Below are 18,652 nucleotides of genomic sequence, written 5' to 3'. Positions count from 1 at the left end.
GCGGCCTACTAAAGCCGGTCCTTCCAGTTGCGAATGGCCTGGTCGAGCTTCGAGCGGAGTCGGTCGGCTGCCGTCGTGCCAGGGAGCAGCTGCGGGTACGCCTCGCTGTCCTTCTTGGCGATCAAGGCCCCAAGCGTGGTGGAGCTCTGTGACGGGAAGACCAGCGAGCACTTCTTCCCGCCCAGCTCCTGGGCCAGCCCCAGGAAACCGCGGCCGACGCCGAGGCCGGGTGAGGCGGCGTAGTGCTTAGCCTCGATCGCGGCGACGAGCCCCCTGCTTCGAGGGTGGACCATGGCCCGGCGGCTCCGCTCGGCCTCCTGGTGATCCAGGATGGCGACATCGCACTCATGTGCCACCTTCGACGTGGTGGCCGCCACGAACACGCCCAGGTGGATCTCCAGCCTCTTCTGCGTGCCGGGAAAGCTCGCCAAGACGTGGGTGAAGTCGCCCGACCACAGGTTTCCGGGTGCCCTGCGGAAGCGCAGGGCAGAAGCCGGATTCCTGCCGTCCTGAGTCAGCAGCGCCGTGCCGCCCGCCGCTCGTGCGGCGTCCAGACATACGACGAGCAGGGACGCCTCGTACAGGTCGGATTCGTCGGCGTTGCCGCGGTACACAGGCTGCAGAGCGCCGATCGCCTGCTCAATGGCCAGCACCAGATCGGCCTTGTTCACTGGATGCTCCCCACGGGCACGTCGGCGTCCTCGGACAGCAGCTCTCGCACGGTCGTCAGGGCGACGCGAGCAAGCTCCGTCTCCGTTTTGAGGCTGAGGTAGGAGAGCGGTTCCAGTTCCGGATCGCCGAACTCGATCGTCAGCTCCATCTCTCGCTTCGAGGCGATGTCCAGCGCTGCCTTGCGTGACGCGTACATGGTCTCGGCAAGGGTGAGCAGCGCTGAGCGTACGAGCTCCATGCGCTCGTCGTCGGTGTAGGGGAGAACGGCGATGTCAGCCTTGCCAAGGGGCGGGAGCTCGGCCTCCGCCAGCCGGCTGGCGCGCGCTTCGTACTCCCCCTCCTGCCTGAGTCGCTGCTCGGAAGCTACTCGGCCCTGACGGACCTCCTGCTTCAGTTGGTCGGCGAGATCGGGCAACTCTTCTCCGAGCTGCTCCATGATCTGCGCGAAGTGATCACTGCTGCCGACAGACACGCTGCCCTCCCTCATCTCCGGTTCAGGACTGTAACCACTTGGTCTGACAGTCGTGCCGTTGATCGACATCTGGTGATCTACCCAACACCCCTGGGGAGTTCACCGAAGCGGGGATGTCGCCGCCCAGTAGCCGCCAGTCAACGGCCCGGAATACGCCATCTGTTGCTCCGTCGGCGGTCGCTCCTATCGTGAACGGATGGCCAATGGCGTGTGGCACACCGGATATGGCATAGAGATCAATCTGTCCCTGCCCGACCTCGGTTACCCGGGGCGGCCCGATCTGCTGCGGGAGATCACCGCGAGCGTCGCCGACCGTGACCCGCAGCTCCTCGAATGCCTCGCGCATCATGAAGAGCGGGAGTGTCTGTCGGAGTCGGGCGGGAAGTCTCCGTGGATGTTCATCCGCCGAGGCCGAGTCGGTGGCCGCCGGCCGCTCGTCGCTTCGCACCTGCCGATCACGCACAAAGCGACACCGGCGGAGAGCGAGCAGCACAAGGCCACGAAGGAGCGGATCGTCGAGACCGCCTCGCGCTACGGCCTGGATGCCGAGGCCGAGGTCCCCATGGCGAACCGCCGGAGCATTTCCGACCCCCTCGTCACCGGCCCTGAGGGCATCCGCATCGGCTGGGAGATCCAGTACCACCATCTCGGCCCCAGCAGCGTTCACCGACGCTCGGTCAACGCCATGCAGCACGACATCACGCCCCTGTGGGTCGCGAAGGACCGTACGGCTTCCCTGATCGACCGGGCCCCGTGGGCGCGCGTGGACGCCATGCCCTGGAAGGCATCGCCGGCGGCAAGGAGATGGTGATCCGCGGTGGGTATCGGTATCTCCAGGTCTGGAAGTGTGTGCCCAGCAGTGACCGGCACTGTCCGCTGACCGACGGGGCGGGCCATTGCGGCGCGTACCACTCGGAGGGGTTCCTGCCCGCGCTGTGCCTGCCGGAGAAGAAGGCCGTCCGTTTCGAAGACCTTGTGCTGTCGAGCGCGATGGGCGAGAGCGTGCCGGTCTACGTACCCAATCGCGGGAGCGGCCGGGCCGGACGGCAGATGTGGGTGCCCGCGGCCGACTGTGAGCGATGGCGGGAGATCGTCGGCGAGAAGACTCCCCTCCCCGAGGTGCCGGAGCAGGAGGGCGACGATGAGATCACCTTCGCCGAGCAGGAGATTGATCGGAGGTGCCGGGCCGGCGAGGAAGGCTGGTTCGTCAGCGATCCACGGCCCATTCGAGACCTGGGTCAGCCGAGCGGTGGCTTCACCCTGCCCAGGATGCCGCCGCAGAGTTCCCGGAACCCCCTGCTGATCACGCCCGTCGAGCGGGCTGCCGCCTCTGCCGCCTCTGCCGCCTCTGCCGCCTCTGCCGCCTCTGCCGCCCTGGGCTGCCCACCGTGGGAGCTGGGGCCGTGCTCCGAGTATGGCCAGCTGATGCGCCGCTACGGGCGTGACGCGGCCATGTTCTGTGGCGTGTGTCGCGCCTTGCTGAACGGTAGGTAGCCGGAGCCAGGGCTCCGGAGGCAACTGAGACCAGAACTGAGACCACTGAACGCGAAGAGCCCCGCTGCAAGCAGCGGGGCTCTTCGACATCGTGCCCGGTGAGGCACTGGCGGAGGATACGAGATTCGAACTCGTGAGGGGTTGCCCCCAACACGCTTTCCAAATGTTCGTACGCCCGTACGCCGAGGGCCGTACCTGTCCTGACCTGTGGCGGAGCGCTCAGGGTGGCCCGGTCCGGATGGGGCTGAACGAGGGCGAATGGGACCAGGAATGAGACCAGGATGGGCAGCCTGGCGGAGCCAATGATGCCGGTACAGGCCAAGAGGTACGAGTGCCTGCTGGCGCCCTCGTATCGCCGAACGCGAGGATCAGCCACAGTGGCAGGATCCTCAAGTTTCCTGCCGACTGAGGAGCCTCCTGGGTACCCTCGATCGGACTGAAGTGATCAAGTGTCCTCGGGAAACGGACCCGCCAGAGTGACAGAGGCCAACCCCTTCGCGCCGCCACCAGGCCACGTGAACACCCCGGCGTGGTCATCCCTGGACGACCATCTGTGGCACTCGTGCGAGATCGTCGCGGACCTCCTTACAGGTGGTCTGGCTCGCCGTCCGTTGATCGCCACGACAGCGAGACTGGAGCGTGATGACCGTGCCCTTGCTGTCGGCTCTGGTAAGCGGTCGACCTGGCGAGCCCCGGGCAACGGGCGGTACCAGCACAACAGTGTGGTCGCCGTCGGGAATCCCGCATTCGTCATCGGGAGTCTTCTGGGTTCCGCAGTCGGCAATTCAGCCAGGCGGCGCCAGGCAGCACGTGACGCCCAACCACGATGGATGGTCGACGGCCCGGGAGAGGTGACGATCACCCGTCAGAAGCTGCACTTTGCGAGCAGCACAATCGGCCTTGACCTTGACTGGAAGGCCCTTAGCACGATCGACCTCGTCAGCGTGGCTACGTTCCAGACGAGCTTCGTCAATACTCGCGGCCAGCAGGTGACGACGATGGTGCACACACCATGGGCGTCCCTTGCCTTCGCTGTCGCCGCTATCACCGCGTTTCCCGCGCATCCTCGTCTGCTGAGCGGTGGATGGCTCCCCCCAGGGTTCGAGCAGAAATGTGCCCGCTTCGGTCGGCCGTGCCGCCCCGCCGCCACACTCGCGGCGCACCAGTGATCCACTGAGGTGGTACCGCCGGACGGGGCCGTCACCTTCAACGCGGAGTGGGGGATCGAGGCGTGTCCCGGATGATGCGGTCCCCGAGGCCACGCGTCCCCGGCGCGGCGCGGCCTTCCTGGCGCACCTTGAAGTCATCGGCCTGGACTGAGCCCACCGGGGGGCTGTGGATCGTGGAGCGCCGCTCACCGGTAGCAGGTACCCGCTACTGCCCGGCCGCTTGGCAGGCTTCGGCTTGTACCGGCGGCGAGCAGCAACCGGCGGCACAAGAGGGCGCTTTGGATCTGGCTCGCAATTGGCCGGGTCCGCGGTGCGACTGGCACATATGATCACCCCGCCATACCCACGGAGACGGGAGCACGACGCACCGTGATCGGCCATCGAGTCTTTGGGGCGCGTGCCGGATGTCTGGCGGCCGCGGCCTTCATCTGTGCACTGGCGACTGGCTGCACTGCCGAGGCTACTGGCGGTTCCTTCGGCAACGGGGACGGCGCTGGAGTGCCTGTCCCTGCCAAGAGCAGCCCTGCGGCTCTGGCCATGTATCCGAAGCTGTTGGAGGCCGCGCTCCCGAGGGGGATCAATATGCCTCGGGGGTTGGAGGAGCGCAGCACGCACAGCTGGGACATGTCGAATCCCGCCATCTGCCAGTCCAACGGCTGGCGAGACGAGATGTGCGCCGAGGCCATCGCGACGGCTGCGGGCGGTGCCACCGACTACCAGACGCAGAACGTCATCGTTCAGATGATCTCGTTCAACGATGTGGCCGCAGCCGAGGGCTTCTTCAAGGGGACGGGCACAGAGGACGAGCTCGGCGTCAACCCTCCGGGAGACGCCATCGACGGCTACGCGCTGCCGGCCGGAGACAACGGGTGGACGGGCCGCGGCATTACGGTGCGGCAGGGCTCGGTCATCGCGAAAGTCGAGTACGCCTGGACACCAGGCGAAGAGGTACCGAACCGGCTCATGGACATCACCAGGATGGTGGTGGACCGCCTGAAGCAGGCCCAGAGCGGCAAGAATCCGACAGCCTCGTTGCGCTGAGTAGCCGCTGTGCCCGCGGAGGGGCCGAGCGGTGATCACTCGCGGGGGCGGGATCGACTGTATGTCGCCGAAGAGGGCGCCCAGGATGGTGGGCCCTTCTCGTACGCTCCGCATGTCCGGTGCGCGGTAGCGTCCCCTGTTGGTACAGGACTCGGGTTCGGGTGCTGGCGTTGTCTACAGGCGGTGTGGCCGCAGGGCCACTCATCCTGCAGCCGCCTCTCCCAGTGCCTCGATGTGCTCTGCGAAGCTGGTCCGCAGGCTCTCGAGGACGGCTTTGCCCTTCACCTCGGTGCCAGAGGACGGATAGCCGACCACGCCGGACTCCGTGTACGCGCCCATTCCAAGCACTAGGAGGAAGGGGCGGGGGCCGCCGTCGTGGTCTGCCTCGGCGAATCCGTCTCGCACCAGCTCTGGGGCGGCGTGGAGGAGGATGGAGGTCTCGATCTCTCCAGCGTGCATGTCGGCATGGCGATCCGAATCCAGGCTGGCGTGGTCGCGGGCTCGGTCCCAGTCGGCGCTGAGCGGGAAGAGGGAGACGGCGGGGCCGTCGACGTTGGCTTCCTGCACGATGTTCGACAGGACGTAGTTGCCGCCGTGGCCGTTGATGATCACGAGCTTTCTGATGCCGGACCGGGCGAGGGATGCACGGATGTCGTCTATCACGGCGAACAGGGTCTTCGCGCTGATGCTGACCGTGCCGGGGAACGCGGCGTGCTCATGGCTGCACGACATCGTGATCGGCGGGAGCAGGTGGACCGGGTAGGCGTCAGCGACCTCCTGGCCGATGATGCAGGCGATTGCCGTGTCGGTGATCAGTGGGAGATAGCGGCCGTGCTGCTCGAAGGAGCCGACGGGGAGCACGGCGACGCGTGGCTGTCGGTCCTCGACGTCCGTGCTGGTGGCGGTCGGCAGCAGGTTCACGGCACTCCCTAAGGGTCGACTACGGGGCGGCTCTCTTCATCGTGTCGAGCTCCCTGTTCAGCTCTGAAACTTCCACCAGTTTGCGCCAGGGCGCAAGGTGGGGTTGAAGTCGGTACAGCTCGTTCAGGATGCGTGCCGAGCCCGTCCGTTGGGCGATCCCCAGTGCTTGCTCGGCGGCCTGGTGGGCCCCCTCCACGTCTTCGAGGAGGGCGTTGGCCGTTGCTAGACGTGCGAGACACAGGCCGCGGTCCCGCTCTTGTACGGCGGGCCAGTGCCTGAGGCTCTCCTGGTAGATCTCCGCCGCCTGGCCTGGGCGTTCCAGGCGGACGTTGCAGTTCGCGGCTTCCATTTCGATGTAGGCCACGGAGCAGTACCCGGCCATGGGGTCAGCGTCATCGCCTCTGGAGGCGGCAGCGAGAGCCTGGTCGATCGCGCGGGCGGTCTCGGCCGCGTCACCGAGCCCGGCCTTGCTGTTGGCAAGTTGGCGCAGTACGACGGCATGGACCCGTGGGGAGAGCTGTGCGGCGTAGCGGAGCGCGGCGCTGGCGAGGCCGGCGCCGTGCCCTGCGTGGCCTGCCTCGGTGGCGATGTTGCTACGTCGCTGGAATAGGTAGGCGATCAGCATGGGGTCGCCCAGCTCCTGGGCGTACTCCATGGCGAGACTGGTCCATCGCATGGCTTTGTCCGCGTGGCCCGTGTCCTGGTGCAGCCACCCAAGGAACTCGGTGTACCGAGCGCTGACGCGCAGGACGGCTTCGCGTAAGGGCCCGTAGGCGTCTTGGCACATCTGCTCGATGAGGGGCATCTGGCTCTGCACAGGTGCCACCAGGAACTGTGGACCGACAAGCGGCTCGGCTTGGGCGTGCTGGTCGAGGAGAGAGGTCAGGTACGTCAGCAGCTCCGGGCTGATCGGTACGGGGTTCTTCGTCCGGAGTGGGCCCGCCGGCGGATGAGGTGTCCGGTTCTCCAGCAGGATTCCGGGCTCCGGGAATCCGAGTTCCTCGTTCGTCGCTTGGTAGGCCTCGCGGAAGAGGGGCTGGTGGTCCGCGCTCACCGGTCGTCGACCGTTCTCGTACATGGAGACGAGCGTCTTCCAGCTGGCGGGGGAGGGTGATTCGACGCCGAGGCGCTCGGCACCGGCAACAAGAGCCTCGATGAGGTCCCCCTGCATCCATCCGCGGCTGAGCCGCGCTGTCTGAAGTCTGCTCTTGGACTTCATCTCTCCCCCGAAGCACATCGCGGCCGCCCCCTCTCACTATGCGGCCAAGGTGGCGTCTGACGTGGGGAGTTAACAGTTAACAGCCGGTCCTGTTAACCCCGTCCACTGCTCGATGGCGAGGACTCGGGCTTACTTGGCGCAAGCACGACGGCGGGGCCATCAACCCCGGCAAGGTCATTCACGTGAAAGCGGCAGGCTGGAGGTGAGATCGTGCTCGGCACTGAGATGACAGAGACGGACATCGAACACCACCTCGGCCCCTTCGGGCCAGAGAGCGTCAAGCCGCACTCCCGAACTCGGCGTGCGATGGACGGATCTGCACTGCTGAAGGTCTACGTGGAGATCGATCCGGAAGGCCGGCGACGGCGTGAGGCTGACACGGTTGGGCGGGCCGTCCTTCGAGGGGTCTCGGCCCCGGCTGTTCTGGCCACGGGAAAGGGTGAGGCTGGGTCCTGGACGGTCTTCCGCATGCTGCCTGGGATGCCCTGCTCGATCAGTGCGCATGAAGCGATCGAGGAGTACATAGGTCACGTTCTCGATGTGAGCGGCAGATTGCATCAACCTGCTGTTGACTTCACCCCCGGCTTCGGTTGGGAACGAAGGCAAGCCGGCCCCGTTTCCCAGCACCAGTTTCTGCTGGACCAGCTCACGTCACGCTGCCGGCGGCGGCCTTGGTGGGCGGTGCTGGAAGGGTTCCTCTATCCACTCGACTCGCAGCCCGTGGTTTACCTGCATGGCGACCTCAAGCCCGAGCATCTCCTCGTCGACGGCGGGCTCCTACACGTCGTGGACTGGGAGGCCAGTGCCTGCGGTCCCGCTGTCGTCGATTACACCGACGTCGTCTTTCACCTCGTACGCGACTTGCTGTATGCGGGCGTGCCACCCGAGCGGGTTCCGGTCGATCTCCTGACTGCGATGCCGTTCAGCGGGCCCGTCCTGGCCTGGCGACTCCTCCTCTGGCTTGATCGCCGGCGACCACACGACATCGACCTGCTCAGTACCCACGATGTTTCTCGACTCGCTGCCGAAGAGCAGCCAACAGCCGCTTACAGGGCACTGGCTCGGTCCGTTGCGGTTCTTCGGGCAGCTGGCGTCCCGCGCTGACCTCGCGCTTCAGCGCTCATCCGGGCGTGCTGACGCCCTGCGCACATTTCCTTATGTCCCCCTGAACGGGAGTTCGTGATGCCTCGTACAAGCACGACCATCGGAAATAGCCACCTCGTCATCGAGACCGGCAGGGCCACTCCGGACGCGACGACCATCGTGGAGCGCAAGGGCCTCGGCCACCCGGACACCCTGGCAGACCACCTCGCCGAGCGGCTGTCCCGCGCTTACAGCCACTACACCGTTCAGCACTTCGGTGCCGTCCTGCACCACAACTTCGACAAGCTCGCCCTCCTCGGTGGGGCCAGCGAGGTCCGCTACGGCGCCGGCGGGATGACGTCCCCCGTCCGCGTCCTGGTCAACGGGCGAGCCGCGCCCATGTGCGGCGGGGAACGGATCCCCGTCAAGGAGATCGTCGAGGCCGAGGTCGGGGCCTTCTTCGCCGAACGGCTCCCCGAGGTGTCGAACCACCTCGACATCACGTTCAACATCACCAGCAACTCCAGCCCGGGCGCCGTCCTCACCGGTGACGGAGTGCCGGACCGCACCCGCTGGTTCAACCCGCGCTCCATCGACGATCTCCGCGAGCGGCGGGTGCGGCTGTCCAATGACACGTCCCTCGGGACGGGCTGGGCGCCGGAGAACCCGTTCGAGTCGTTCGTCCGCGAGCTGGTGGATCACTTCTCCGGCGAGAGTGACTTCACGCTCGCCCACGCCTGGTGCGGCTCCGACGTCAAGCTCATGGGCTACTGGGACGGAGACCGGGCGGACGTCGTGCTGTGCGTCCCTCAGAAGTCGCGCCATGTCGCCAGCCGGGCGGAGTACGTCCGCAACTCGGAGAGCGTTCTGGCCGAGTGCCACCGGCTCGCCGCCCTCCGGATGTCCGGGGCGGAGACCCGCTTCCGTCTGAACGCCCGGGACGTGCCGGAGAAGGACGAGCTGTACCTGACGTACACCGGCAGCTCCATCGAGTCCGGTGACGAGGGCGTCGTCGGCCGAGGCAACCGTGTGAACGGTCTCATCACGCCGCTGCGGCCGATGAACCTGGAGGGGGCGAACGGCAAGAACCCCGTCTACCACGTCGGCAAGCTCTACAACATCGCCGCGCAGCGGCTGGCCTCCCGGCTTCACGAGGCGACCGCGGGCCACGCGGAGGTGCACCTCGTGAGCACCACCGGGCAGCGGCTCGATGAGCCCTGGCGCATCCTCGTCCGCCTCTCCGCTCCCGACGCCGAGGTCGACAAGGTGCAGGCCCTGGTCGCGGAGATCCTCACCGAGTTCCCGGCCCTCACGGACGAACTCGTCTCCGACGGGATCGTGCTGAGCTGATGCTGAAGCGGACGCTCGGAGAGATCCCCGCAGGCTGCCGGCGGCGCTTGCTCGCGCACTACGGCAACGGAGCCGAGGGCTGGCTCGATGCAGCCCCGGGCCTGCTAGCGGTGGCTGCGGAACGCTGGAAGCTCTCGTTCGGGGACTACTTCGACGCCGGACACGCCTCGGTGATCGCCACGGCGACCGACCTCGACGGGCGTCCGCTGCTCCTCAAAGCCTGGGTCGACCCCGACCGGTACCGCCACGAGGTGGACGCTCTGCGCCTGTGGGCCGGTGGACCCACGGCAGACGTCTTGGAGGCTGCGGACGATCTGGCTGTGGCCGCCCTCGAACTCGTAGGGGGGCAGCCCGGGGGAGCGGATCGGCCGACGCGTGAGACGCCGATGGTCGCCGCTGCCCTCCAGGGACTCCACACCCTCGGGCGGCGCAGAAACCGACCGAACGACTTCCCCCGGCTCGCCACCTACCTCAACGGGGAAGTCTTCCCCCGGATCCGGCGACGGGAGCACGCGCTCGACACCGGCGCCTGGCGCCCTCTCGTTGACGCCACTTTCCCGGCACTCACCGACCTTGAGGAAGACCCGAGCCGGGTGACGGTCCTGCACGCGGACCTGTACCGGGAGAACGTGCCCTTCGACTGGCTGGCGCACCCGCGCCTGATCGACCCGCTCCCCATGGTGGGTGACCCGGCGTTCGACTGGGCGTTCTGGACCGTCTACTACGACCTCGCCCGCGGGACCGGGGAGCGGCTGACCACTGCCTCACGCATCTCCCGGATCCCCATCCCCGTACTCGCGCCCTGGTGCCGCCTGCTCGCCCTCGACGGTCTCCTCTTCTGCCTGGAGACCGACGACCCGAGAGCACCGCAGATGGCGGAAGTGCTCTCCGACCTCTCGGCATCAACTCCACGGAGCGGAACGTGACCACCTACATCGTTCGCCACGGCCAGACGAACTACAGCAAGCGGTACCTCGTCAATGGCGACCCGACCAAGCACATCCACCTCAACGAGGAAGGCCGGCAGTCACTGAGCCGTGCCTGGACCATCCTCCCCTTACACTCCGTGTCCACGTGGCTGACCAGCGAATTCCCGCGAGCCAAGCAGACGACTTCTCTTCTGATGGGCGTTCCCGCGGCCACGCTGGTTGTCGATGGCCGGCTGAACGAACTCGACTACGGGGAATTCGAGGGCAGCCCGTTCCTCGAATACGCGGTCTGGCTCGACACTCACGGTGCGGGGCAGCGTCCACCCGGTTCCGCAGAATCCCAGTGCGAGGGCATCCGGAGGATGCTCTCCGGGGTCCTCGCCGCCCTGGAGCACCCCGGTCCCCGTGTGCTCGTCAGCCACGGTCTGCTCGTCTCCGTACTGCTCTGGCACCGGGACCGCTCGCCAGACGACCCCATGCCGCTGTTCTTCCCGGAGGCCCCGTACGTCGAGCCGGTCGCCATACCCGATGACGAGCTCCCCATCCTCATCACGGCACTGTTGGACGATCTTGATACGCGCGTTCACCACGAATCAGCCACCGATGCTGACTCGACGATATTGCGGATCAGTGAGGGGTCGACGGTTGCTACCGTCGATGCGGTATCCCCATCCCACTCGCTGGATAAAAAGGATCTTCCTCATGCATGACGCCCGCGCCCTGATTGAAATGGGTGCCGAAGCAGTTCGTCGGCTCGCTCGTCGCGGTTACTCCCTGGACCTGTCCCGGCTGGAAGACCTCCAGTCCCGGCGCAACCAGAGCATCCGCTCAGCCGACGAGCTGCGGGCGGAGGCCAAGCGGGTGGCGAGCGAGGTCCAGCAGACGGCCAAGCAGGGCGGCGACATCTCCAAGCTGAAGGAGCGTGCCCGCGAGCTGAAGGACCAGATCCGGGACATCGACGCCGAGCAGGAGCAGGTGCAGGAGAAGCTGACCGAGCTGCTCCTGACCATCCCGAACCTGCCGGACGACGCGGCCCCGGACGGCGACTCCGACGAGTTCGCGGTCGAGGTCCGCCGTGTCGGCACCCCGCCGGCCTTCTCCTTCGAGCCGAAGGACCACGTCGACCTCGGCGAGAGCACCGGCATGCTCGACTTCGCGCGGGCGACCAAGCTGTCGGGCCCCCGGTTCGTCGTCTCCCGCGGGGCGGGCGCGGCCCTGGAGCGCGCCCTGGCGACGCTCTTCCTCGACATCCACACCCGCCGGCACGGGTACGTCGAGCACGCGGTTCCGTACCTGGTCAGCCGCAAGACGATGACCGGCACCGGACAGCTGCCGAAGTTCGAGGAGGACCTGTTCAAGACCGGCGTAGCCGACCGTGAGCTGTTCCTCATTCCGACGGCCGAGGTACCGCTGACCAACCTCTATGCCGACGAGATCATCCCGCCGGCCGACCTGCCGCTGTCCCTGACCGCGCACACGCCGTGCTTCCGGTCCGAGGCGGGCTCGTACGGTCGTGACACCCGGGGCCTGATCCGCCAGCACCAGTTCGCCAAGGTCGAGATCGTCCAGATGGTCGACCCGGCGGACGCGGACGCCACGCTGGAGACGATGGTCGGCCACGCCGAGGCGTGCCTGAAGGAGCTCGGCCTCGCGTACCGCGTCGTCAAGCTGGCGGCAGGCGACACGGGCTTCTCCGCTCAGCTCACGTACGACATCGAGGTCTGGATCCCGAGCCAGAACACGTACCGCGAGATCTCCTCGATCTCGAACTTCGGCACTTTCCAGGCCCGTCGCGCGAACATCCGCACCCGAGGCGAGGACGGCAAGCCCCAGCTCGTCGCCACCCTCAACGGCTCCGGCCTGCCCATCGGCCGCACCGTGGCCGCGCTCCTCGAGCAGTGCCAGCAGCAGGACGGCTCCCTCGTCCTTCCCGAATCTCTCTTCCCGTACCTCGGCTTCCGCCGGATCTCGGCGGACGGAACACCGGAGGCATAACGTGCTCGTCGGCGTCTGCGACTTCCCTGGTAGCTACGCCTTTCCACCCGCCGGGTACGGCGGGATCGAACGATGGCTGTGGGCGGTCGCCGTAGGCGCCCGGGCCGCAGGCGCCGACGTACACCTCCTGGGGCCGGGCTGGCTCACGGACCTGGAGAACGACTGGGTCCGTAAGCCGGTCCGTCTGGAGGACGTCACCGCTGGATCGCTCGCCGAGCGCGAGCTCCGTGGCGCCCGATACGACCTCCTGGTCGTCGGGCACGAGTACCCCTCGCTGCCCGCCTGGACCCGCACCTGGAACCAGCTGGGCTGCGACGTCGCAACGTTCCAGCACTCGCCGGTCTTCCAGCACGCCGCCACCGCCTTCGACGGCGAGCGGTCACGGCTCTACTGCTACTCGCCCGAGATGATCGAGCGGTACGCGAACCACCAGCCGATCCCCGAGCTCGCCGTCCACCTCGGCCTCAACGAGGAGGAGCCGCCGGCGGTCGCCGGTACCGACCTCGTGTGGCTCGGCCGGATCGACGAGGAGAAGGCGCCGCACATCGCCGTACGCGCTGCCCAGATACTCGGCCGCCGGATCCGGATCGTCGGACCGGTCTTCGACGAGGGCTATGTACGACGCCACGACCGGCTCTTCAGTGCGGACCACGTCAAGTGGGTTGGCGAACTCGGTGGCCCCGCCAAGACCGCCGCCATCCGCGATGCGTCCGTCTTCGTTTATACCTACGCCCGCACCTACGTGGAGGCCGGCGCCGCTGTCTTCGGCGAATCCCTCCGCGCCGGCACCCCGATGGCCGCCCTCACATGGCGCACCGGAACCTGTGCCGAGGCCGCCCTCTGCGACCAGACCGGCGCGATCAGCGTGGCCGATCCCGATGAGGACGACGAGACAGCGGCCCGCCGACTGGCACGCGCCATCGAGCAGGCGGAGGACCTCGACCACGGTCAGGTCCAAGAGATCGGCCTGCGGCGCTTCGACCCTGCGCGGCACTTCTCGGCGATGGCAGTCCGATCGTGCTGACTGGGGCAAGCAGTGTGGCCGGAGACGCCCTGGCCTTGCGGATACCCGTTGTGCTCCGCGCGGCGTTAGGTCCCCACTGGGAGTTCACCGCCGACGGCTCCCGCATCCAGATCCAACACCCGCACCGAGGCACCCCCTACAGCCCGCCGCGTCGACCACCCTTGTGGCGCGAGCTGCTGGACGGTCTGCAGCACGGGTTCGCGGGCAACGGCGCCCCTCGTGACGCCTGCCTTCCCCTCCGATGGGGCCGCGAGACCGAACTGACCATCTCAGCGGTCCAGGCCCTCGACCCCCTCCTAAAGGAGGGCGAGCCCCGCACCTATCGGAGTGGATTCCTCCCCCAGCCAGTCGTCCGCTTCACAGGCCAACGCGACGCCAGGGGCTTCTTGGCCGAGGGATTCCTGACCTCCTTCGTCAATGTCTCCCGAGTCCAACCCATCAAGGACCTGGACGAGTACGGAGCCATCCTCGACGGCTGGCTGACCGTCCTCTCCCGACTCGGCTTCCACGCTCGGCACCTGAGCATCTACGGCACTCTCATCCCCTGGCGCCGAAACGGGGTCGAAGGACTAACCCTGCGCTTCCGCCATCTGGACCTCACCCTCGGCGACATCGTCCTCCTGTGGAACACCGACCACCCGGACCGCCTGGCCGTGGACCTCGGCACCGGGTTGGAACGCCTCGCCTGGGCACGTACCCGGAAACACTGGTACGACCTCGTCTACGGTCGCTTCGCCCAGTCGGCACCGCCGACGACGCTCGACGCTATCCGCACTGCCACACTCCTCCTCGGCCACGGAATCACTCCGGCAGCGCGCGGAGCGGGGGGAATCACTCGGCGGGTCATCGGCGCCATCGCCCCGAACGACGCGCGCATGGGCGTCAGCGCCATGGTGCGTGCTGCGTTCGACTACTGGAGTCTCTTCGGTGAGCTGCGTGTGCCTTGGCCGACAGTCACGTGCCTCATGGAGGACGAGGCCCGTCGGTAGACGGGTGGCACGGAAGTTGTTGGCTTCACGTCACGAGCGGCAGCGAGGCCGCGGCTGGAGGAGGACTCTGGCTGCGGTCCGCCCTCGGTCGCTGCCTCCCGGACCAGTGCCCCCCGGCGCTGGTCCGGGCCCGCCACCCCTGGGGCGGGCTCTGGCGAAGGCACCTTCCCCGACGGGGAAGAGTGTCTTGGCCGATAACTTGCTCCGCTGGTGCTCGTCTTCCGTGGGATGAGTGCCCTTGCGGCTTCTGGCGTAGTGGTGGTCTGGGTGTGAGGTGAGAGTCCGTGGTCCTGGCCGGGCGGTCTGGGCCGTCTGAGAGGGCTGTGGGTCGCCGTATGAGGCGTTCCGGTCGGCACGAGGGACCCGGACGGGGGTGTGTGGCCGGAAAGATTGGTCCCCACCTTGGTCCGGTCTGTGCGGGGCTGTGAGCTGCGGAGACTTTGGGTCACTTGGGGTCAGTCCGGGGTGCCTCGGCGGCGGTGTGGTCCTCGCGCAAGGCGTGCATCAGCTCGGTGAGGCGCAGCCCGCTGATGCCGAGGTCGGCGTCCCGGATGATCCCTCGGACCAGGTCACGGGTCGGCCTTCGGTGCTCCGCGACGATGGGGCGGACCAGATTCAGCAATTCGTCTAGTTCCGCATCGGGAGGGCGCCCGATGCGGGCCCGAGGCCGTGCCTGCTGCACGTGTTGCTCGGCTGGCGGGCTGGCCGGAGCAGGCGTTGCTGTCGGCGGATCCGGTTCCGCGCCCTGGGCGGTAGGTGGCTGGACGGTGTGGTCCGGCTGGCGCGTGATGAGGATGTGGAGGTGCACGGCGCCGGCGAGGGCGAGCGGGGCGAGGGTGGAGAGGATGCCGACGGTGGTGTCGCCCAGCCGTAGGCCGCCGCTGGGCAGGGTGAGTTGGTTGAGGCGGATCGCATGAAGGGCATTGGCCCAGATGCTGGCGGTCGTGGCGGTGCCGAAGAGAGTCCATGCGTACAAGCGGGCGCGGAAGGGCGCGGTGCGCAGGACGAGGAGGGCGCGGACGCCGTAGGCGATGAAGCCGTCGATCACCAGCGGGAAGAGGTACGTCAGGTGCCCGCGGACGTGGATGGCGACAGCCATCTGCTGGAGCGCGTCGTAGGAGAGTGCGCATCCGGCGGCGCCGAGGGTGAAGATCGCGGCCCGGTCCCACACCGTGGTGCGGGGGAGGGACGCGTACGCGTGTGAGGTCAAGCGCGGTCTCCAGAGAGCCCTCCACCGCGCCTTGGGCGCGGGCGCTGGAGGGCGGCGTGAAGGGGGCGGAGGTGCTGGGGTCGCCCGCGCCAGTCAGGAGGCGCGCGGGGCGGACCGGCGGCGGTCGGTGCCGCTGAGGATGACCCGGTCGGTCATCTCGGCCAGACGGGAGGCGACGCGGTGCCGACGGCGTCGCGCAGGGCCTGGGTGGGGAGGTTGGTGGTGATGAGCGTGGGGAGCATCTCGGTGTAGCGGCGGTTGATCAGCCGGTACGTCAGCTCCTCGGTCCACTCCGACTGTTTGGCCGCGCCGAGGTCATCCAGGATCAGCAGCGGGCACCGGCCCAGGTCCTGGATCTCCCGTTCGGCGTCGTGCCCAGGGCGGGGCCGGAGCTGGGCGTGCAGGTCGGCGGAGGTGACCGCCTGCCAGCGGAGCCGGACCCCGGCGATGAGCAGCGAGCGGACCGCGCCGTATGCCTGGTGGGTCTTGCCGGTGCCAGTAGGGCCGACGATCAGCAGCGAGGGCCCGCACGAGATCCCGCAGGTGCCGCCGGGGCCGGCCCGGCCCATGCGCGTGACCTCGGCGGTCCAGGCCTGCACGCCGGGGTCGGTGGCGGTGGCCTCGCGGTAGCGGGGCGGGATACGCCGGTCGGCCAGCTCCAGTGCGTTCACGGGCTCAGACGCGGGCTGTGCGGGGGCGGTGTCGGGGTCGATGCCCCGGGCGGCGAGGATCGCGTTCAGGCGGGCCGCCAGGATCCCGGCACGCTGTGGTTCGCGGGTCGTAGTGGTCACAGGGCGCCTCCGTACGCGGCTTCGGCGTCGGCCGGGTTGGCGTAGGTCTGGTGAGCGTGGCGACCGGGAACCTGCTTCTGCGCCGGGTTCATAGCCTCGTTGACCAGGCTGGGCAGCACGCTCGGGTGCAGGGCCTTCTCCCGCAGCCGGACCAGTCCGGTGCGGATGTGGGCGGAGGCGATGCCGTCATCGAGGAGCTTTGCGACAGATCGGGCGAGCTGGCCCAGCACCGCGCTGGGCGGGCGGTTGGGGCACGCGGCGGCGTACTCGGCGACCATCTGCTGGGTCGAGACAGCCTCGGGTGCGGGGGCGCTCGCGCCCCCCAACGGAGTTGATCCTAGATCCCTGATCCTAGGTCCTAGATCCGGAGAGTGAGGGCTCACGGACGACTCGCGGAGACCTCCCTGCACCCTCACAGAGGGCTCAGTGAATCCGCTCTGACCTGCGGGAATCCGATTCGGTGAGGAGTCGCGCCGCTCCGGCGAATCCTCACCGAGGGGTGCGTGAGCACGCATGGAGTCCTCACGGAGCCCTCCGTGAGCCAGCAGTGAGGGCGTGGGCATCGGGCCGCCGTCGTGGTGGTGGGGACAGGCCGGGTGGCGGACGCCGCTGGGGCGGTTGATCTTCTGGTGCCTGGCGAAGGTGACGATGTGCAGGTACCGCTTGCCGTCCTCGCCCTCGTACCGGCAGATCAGGTCGGCCATGGCGAGCTGGTTGAGGTCGTCTTCGACCTCGACGGGGCCGTGGTCGGGGCGCAGGGACCACAGCAAGCCGGCGATGACGGCCGTCTGGTCGCGGAAGCGCCCGTGATCGTCGGCCTGGGTGAGCAGACCGAAGAACGTCCGCTCTGCGGTGACGCTGACGGCGGCCAGCGATTCGGAGCTGAAGGCTTCCGGCTTGATGGTGCGGATGCGTGCCATGCCTATCGCCTCGCCTTCGCGCCGGGCGCGGACGAGGTGCGCAAGGTGGGCAGGGGTCTGTCGACGGCCGCCTGGGCCGTACTGTGGGGCATCTACGTTCCTCACCCGGCGGCGGCAGGGCCTGGCAGCCCGCCACCACCGACTCGATCGTTCAGGAGTGGGCGGTTCGGTAGGGGACTCATCGGCCCTCGGCGTTGGCACGCCGGGGGCCGTTTCGTATTCCCTCATCGGTCGTGGCCAACATAGCCACACCCGGCGCGCGCAAGTCCAGCGATTCCGGCTACGGAACAGCACCAGCCGAAATCGCCGTCGCGGTTTTCGTTGACGATAGGGCCCGATTCGGGAATGGCCAAAGAGTCGGCGGCGAATAGCGGCGTGAAGGGGAACGTTGCCTGAAACCCTTGACCGGGGCGCGGTCCTCGCATACGTTGCCGCCCCCGCAGGCGTCGGACAGCCGTGACCAGCAGGTCTGTGCGGATCATTGGGTGTGGCGGTTTGCTTGCGAATCCATCCTGGGTTCGGCCCGTCGATATTTCGTCGAGCGCGAAAGTCGGTCGCGAGGGCTATACATCCCAATCCGGGGTTTCCGAAGCCCGGGATCCAGAGCTACAACAGGTGCATGCCCCGACGTCCTACGGAAATCGGCCCTGCCGGAGAACGGACCGCCACCGCCATTGAGAACCTGCGCATTGTGCGAGGCTTCGCCCAGCGCGAGCTCGCCGACCGAGTGACCGCGCTCGGCCGCCCCATGACCAACACGATGCTCTCCCGCATCGAGCGCACGCGGCGCCGCTGTGACGTCGATGACCTCGTCGCCATCGCAGCCGCACTGGGGGTCTCCCCGCTCGCCCTGCTCCAGCAGGCCTCGTAGCAGCACTCCCCGGGCCGACGGCGTGCCAGCGCCTCCGCCCGGGCTCTCGTAGCGCAATCTCCCGCCCACTCCTGAACCGCCGCCACGGCGCCGGCTTGCCTGCCGCGCCAGACGAGGATCCGCCTTGCACCAATCGCCTGTTCCCCCGGCCCACCCCACCGCACCAGCCCTCCTCCGGCTCTACCGCCCGGAGGAGATAGCCGAAGCCCTCGGCTGCTCCGCCTGGTGGGTCAAGGACCGGGCCAGCCGCGCCCTCATCCCCTTCACCCGGGTCGGCCGCGCCTATCGCTTCACCTCTGAGCACGTCGCCGAGATCGTCCGGCTCTACGAGACACGGCCGCCCAGCGCCCCAAGCCTCGGCACACGAGCCGTACGCCCGCTGCCACCGCTGACGACGTCTGTCCGCCCGGCCGCCGGCCTCCGTGCCCGCCCGCCCCGCCGCACCTGCCAGGACGGCTTCAACGCCACCGCGTAGCCGGACCCAAAAACCAGAGGGGAGGGA

General features: G+C 68.1%; 19 protein-coding genes and 1 pseudogene. 13 read left to right on the top strand and 7 right to left on the bottom strand.

Features of this window, described 5'->3' with window-relative positions; genetic code table 11:
- Positions 1-8: 8 nt before the first annotated feature.
- Both IH80_RS0104425 and IH80_RS0104420 read right to left on the bottom strand, forming a co-directional pair.
- The gene (locus tag IH80_RS0104425) at positions 9-671 is read right to left on the bottom strand and encodes a hypothetical protein (RefSeq protein ID WP_030957840.1); all 663 of its coding nucleotides are present in this window, start codon (positions 669-671) and stop codon (positions 9-11) included.
- The gene (locus IH80_RS0104420) at positions 668-1,144 is read right to left on the bottom strand and encodes a hypothetical protein (protein ID WP_158943280.1); all 477 of its coding nucleotides are present in this window, start codon (positions 1,142-1,144) and stop codon (positions 668-670) included. The genes IH80_RS0104425 and IH80_RS0104420 overlap by 4 nt, the downstream gene beginning before the upstream one ends.
- A gap of 196 nt (positions 1,145-1,340) precedes the next feature.
- Between IH80_RS0104420 and IH80_RS45675 the strand changes: the two genes are divergently transcribed.
- The 4 genes from IH80_RS45675 (at position 1,341) to IH80_RS0104405 (ending at position 4,848) form a co-directional block, all read left to right on the top strand.
- Positions 1,341-1,955: a hypothetical protein gene (locus IH80_RS45675; RefSeq protein WP_234432123.1), complete on the top strand. Its 615-nt coding sequence runs from the start codon at positions 1,341-1,343 to the stop codon at positions 1,953-1,955.
- Positions 1,898-2,638, top strand: coding sequence for a hypothetical protein (locus tag IH80_RS45670; RefSeq protein ID WP_234432122.1), 741 nt, complete (start codon positions 1,898-1,900; stop codon positions 2,636-2,638). The genes IH80_RS45675 and IH80_RS45670 overlap by 58 nt, the downstream gene beginning before the upstream one ends.
- A gap of 851 nt (positions 2,639-3,489) precedes the next feature.
- Positions 3,490-3,807 (top strand): hypothetical protein, encoded by a 318-nt coding sequence (locus tag IH80_RS0104410; RefSeq protein WP_030957838.1) that lies wholly within the window; start codon positions 3,490-3,492, stop codon positions 3,805-3,807.
- Positions 3,808-4,401: 594 nt separating this feature from the next.
- Entirely contained in the window at positions 4,402-4,848 is a 447-nt protein-coding gene (locus tag IH80_RS0104405; RefSeq protein ID WP_158943278.1) for a hypothetical protein, read from the top strand.
- A 201-nt stretch (positions 4,849-5,049) separates the two neighbouring features.
- On the opposite strand, the gene IH80_RS0104400 is transcribed toward IH80_RS0104405, so the two are convergent.
- Both IH80_RS0104400 and IH80_RS0104395 read right to left on the bottom strand, forming a co-directional pair.
- Positions 5,050-5,769 (bottom strand): creatininase family protein, encoded by a 720-nt coding sequence (locus IH80_RS0104400; RefSeq protein ID WP_030957836.1) that lies wholly within the window; start codon positions 5,767-5,769, stop codon positions 5,050-5,052.
- 19 nt (positions 5,770-5,788) lie between these two features.
- Positions 5,789-6,988, bottom strand: coding sequence for a helix-turn-helix domain-containing protein (locus IH80_RS0104395; protein WP_158943276.1), 1,200 nt, complete (start codon positions 6,986-6,988; stop codon positions 5,789-5,791).
- A 210-nt stretch (positions 6,989-7,198) separates the two neighbouring features.
- On the opposite strand from IH80_RS0104395, the gene IH80_RS0104390 reads away from it, so the two are divergent.
- From IH80_RS0104390 to IH80_RS45665, 7 genes are all read left to right on the top strand, one after another.
- Complete coding sequence (locus IH80_RS0104390; protein WP_234432121.1) at positions 7,199-8,092, top strand: aminoglycoside phosphotransferase family protein; 894 nt, start codon at positions 7,199-7,201, stop codon at positions 8,090-8,092.
- 78 nt (positions 8,093-8,170) lie between these two features.
- On the top strand, positions 8,171-9,421 hold the full coding sequence (locus IH80_RS0104385) for a methionine adenosyltransferase (protein ID WP_030957831.1): 1,251 nt from the start codon (positions 8,171-8,173) through the stop codon (positions 9,419-9,421).
- The gene (locus IH80_RS0104380) at positions 9,421-10,347 is read left to right on the top strand and encodes an aminoglycoside phosphotransferase family protein (protein WP_030957830.1); all 927 of its coding nucleotides are present in this window, start codon (positions 9,421-9,423) and stop codon (positions 10,345-10,347) included. The genes IH80_RS0104385 and IH80_RS0104380 overlap by 1 nt, the downstream gene beginning before the upstream one ends.
- Positions 10,344-11,060: a histidine phosphatase family protein gene (locus IH80_RS0104375; protein WP_030957829.1), complete on the top strand. Its 717-nt coding sequence runs from the start codon at positions 10,344-10,346 to the stop codon at positions 11,058-11,060. Before IH80_RS0104380 ends, IH80_RS0104375 begins: the two co-directional genes overlap by 4 nt.
- Positions 11,053-12,345: a serine--tRNA ligase gene (gene serS, locus IH80_RS0104370; RefSeq protein WP_030957827.1), complete on the top strand. Its 1,293-nt coding sequence runs from the start codon at positions 11,053-11,055 to the stop codon at positions 12,343-12,345. The genes IH80_RS0104375 and serS overlap by 8 nt, the downstream gene beginning before the upstream one ends.
- 1 nt (position 12,346) lies before the next feature.
- On the top strand, positions 12,347-13,369 hold the full coding sequence (locus tag IH80_RS0104365; protein ID WP_030957825.1) for a glycosyltransferase: 1,023 nt from the start codon (positions 12,347-12,349) through the stop codon (positions 13,367-13,369).
- Positions 13,370-13,755: 386 nt separating this feature from the next.
- Positions 13,756-14,358, top strand: a complete 603-nt coding sequence (locus IH80_RS45665) for a hypothetical protein (RefSeq protein WP_234432120.1) — start codon at positions 13,756-13,758, stop codon at positions 14,356-14,358.
- 445 nt (positions 14,359-14,803) lie between these two features.
- On the opposite strand, the gene IH80_RS0104355 is transcribed toward IH80_RS45665, so the two are convergent.
- The 3 genes and pseudogenes from IH80_RS0104355 to IH80_RS0104345 all read right to left on the bottom strand — a co-directional run bounded on the left by IH80_RS0104355 (position 14,804) and on the right by IH80_RS0104345 (position 17,279).
- On the bottom strand, positions 14,804-15,568 hold the full coding sequence (locus IH80_RS0104355) for a DUF2637 domain-containing protein (RefSeq protein ID WP_030957821.1): 765 nt from the start codon (positions 15,566-15,568) through the stop codon (positions 14,804-14,806).
- 93 nt (positions 15,569-15,661) lie between these two features.
- Positions 15,662-16,359: pseudogene (locus IH80_RS38830) on the bottom strand (ATP-binding protein).
- The gene (locus tag IH80_RS0104345) at positions 16,356-17,279 is read right to left on the bottom strand and encodes a hypothetical protein (protein WP_030957820.1); all 924 of its coding nucleotides are present in this window, start codon (positions 17,277-17,279) and stop codon (positions 16,356-16,358) included. The pseudogene IH80_RS38830 and the gene IH80_RS0104345 overlap by 4 nt, the downstream one beginning before the upstream one ends.
- A gap of 619 nt (positions 17,280-17,898) precedes the next feature.
- Between IH80_RS0104345 and IH80_RS0104340 the strand changes: the two genes are divergently transcribed.
- The gene (locus tag IH80_RS0104340) at positions 17,899-18,150 is read left to right on the top strand and encodes a helix-turn-helix domain-containing protein (protein ID WP_030957819.1); all 252 of its coding nucleotides are present in this window, start codon (positions 17,899-17,901) and stop codon (positions 18,148-18,150) included.
- 124 nt (positions 18,151-18,274) lie between these two features.
- On the top strand, positions 18,275-18,625 hold the full coding sequence (locus IH80_RS0104335) for a helix-turn-helix domain-containing protein (RefSeq protein ID WP_037878849.1): 351 nt from the start codon (positions 18,275-18,277) through the stop codon (positions 18,623-18,625).
- The last annotated feature ends 27 nt before the right edge of the window (positions 18,626-18,652 follow it).

This window comes from Streptomyces sp. NRRL S-378 (assembly GCF_000720645.1).
Lineage (GTDB): Bacteria > Actinomycetota > Actinomycetes > Streptomycetales > Streptomycetaceae > Streptomyces.
This window is presented reverse-complemented; position numbering and strand designations above follow the sequence as displayed.

Coding starts and splice junctions, on each gene's coding strand:
- IH80_RS45675 (WP_234432123.1), top strand. CDS start 1,341: ATGGCCAATGGCGTGTGGCACACCGGATATGGCATAGAGATCAATCTG.
- IH80_RS0104340 (WP_030957819.1), top strand. CDS start 17,899: ATGCCCCGACGTCCTACGGAAATCGGCCCTGCCGGAGAACGGACCGCC.
- serS (WP_030957827.1), top strand. CDS start 11,053: ATGCATGACGCCCGCGCCCTGATTGAAATGGGTGCCGAAGCAGTTCGT.
- IH80_RS0104380 (WP_030957830.1), top strand. CDS start 9,421: ATGCTGAAGCGGACGCTCGGAGAGATCCCCGCAGGCTGCCGGCGGCGC.
- IH80_RS0104395 (WP_158943276.1), bottom strand. CDS start 6,988: ATGAAGTCCAAGAGCAGACTTCAGACAGCGCGGCTCAGCCGCGGATGG.
- IH80_RS0104385 (WP_030957831.1), top strand. CDS start 8,171: ATGCCTCGTACAAGCACGACCATCGGAAATAGCCACCTCGTCATCGAG.
- IH80_RS0104345 (WP_030957820.1), bottom strand. CDS start 17,279: ATGGCACGCATCCGCACCATCAAGCCGGAAGCCTTCAGCTCCGAATCG.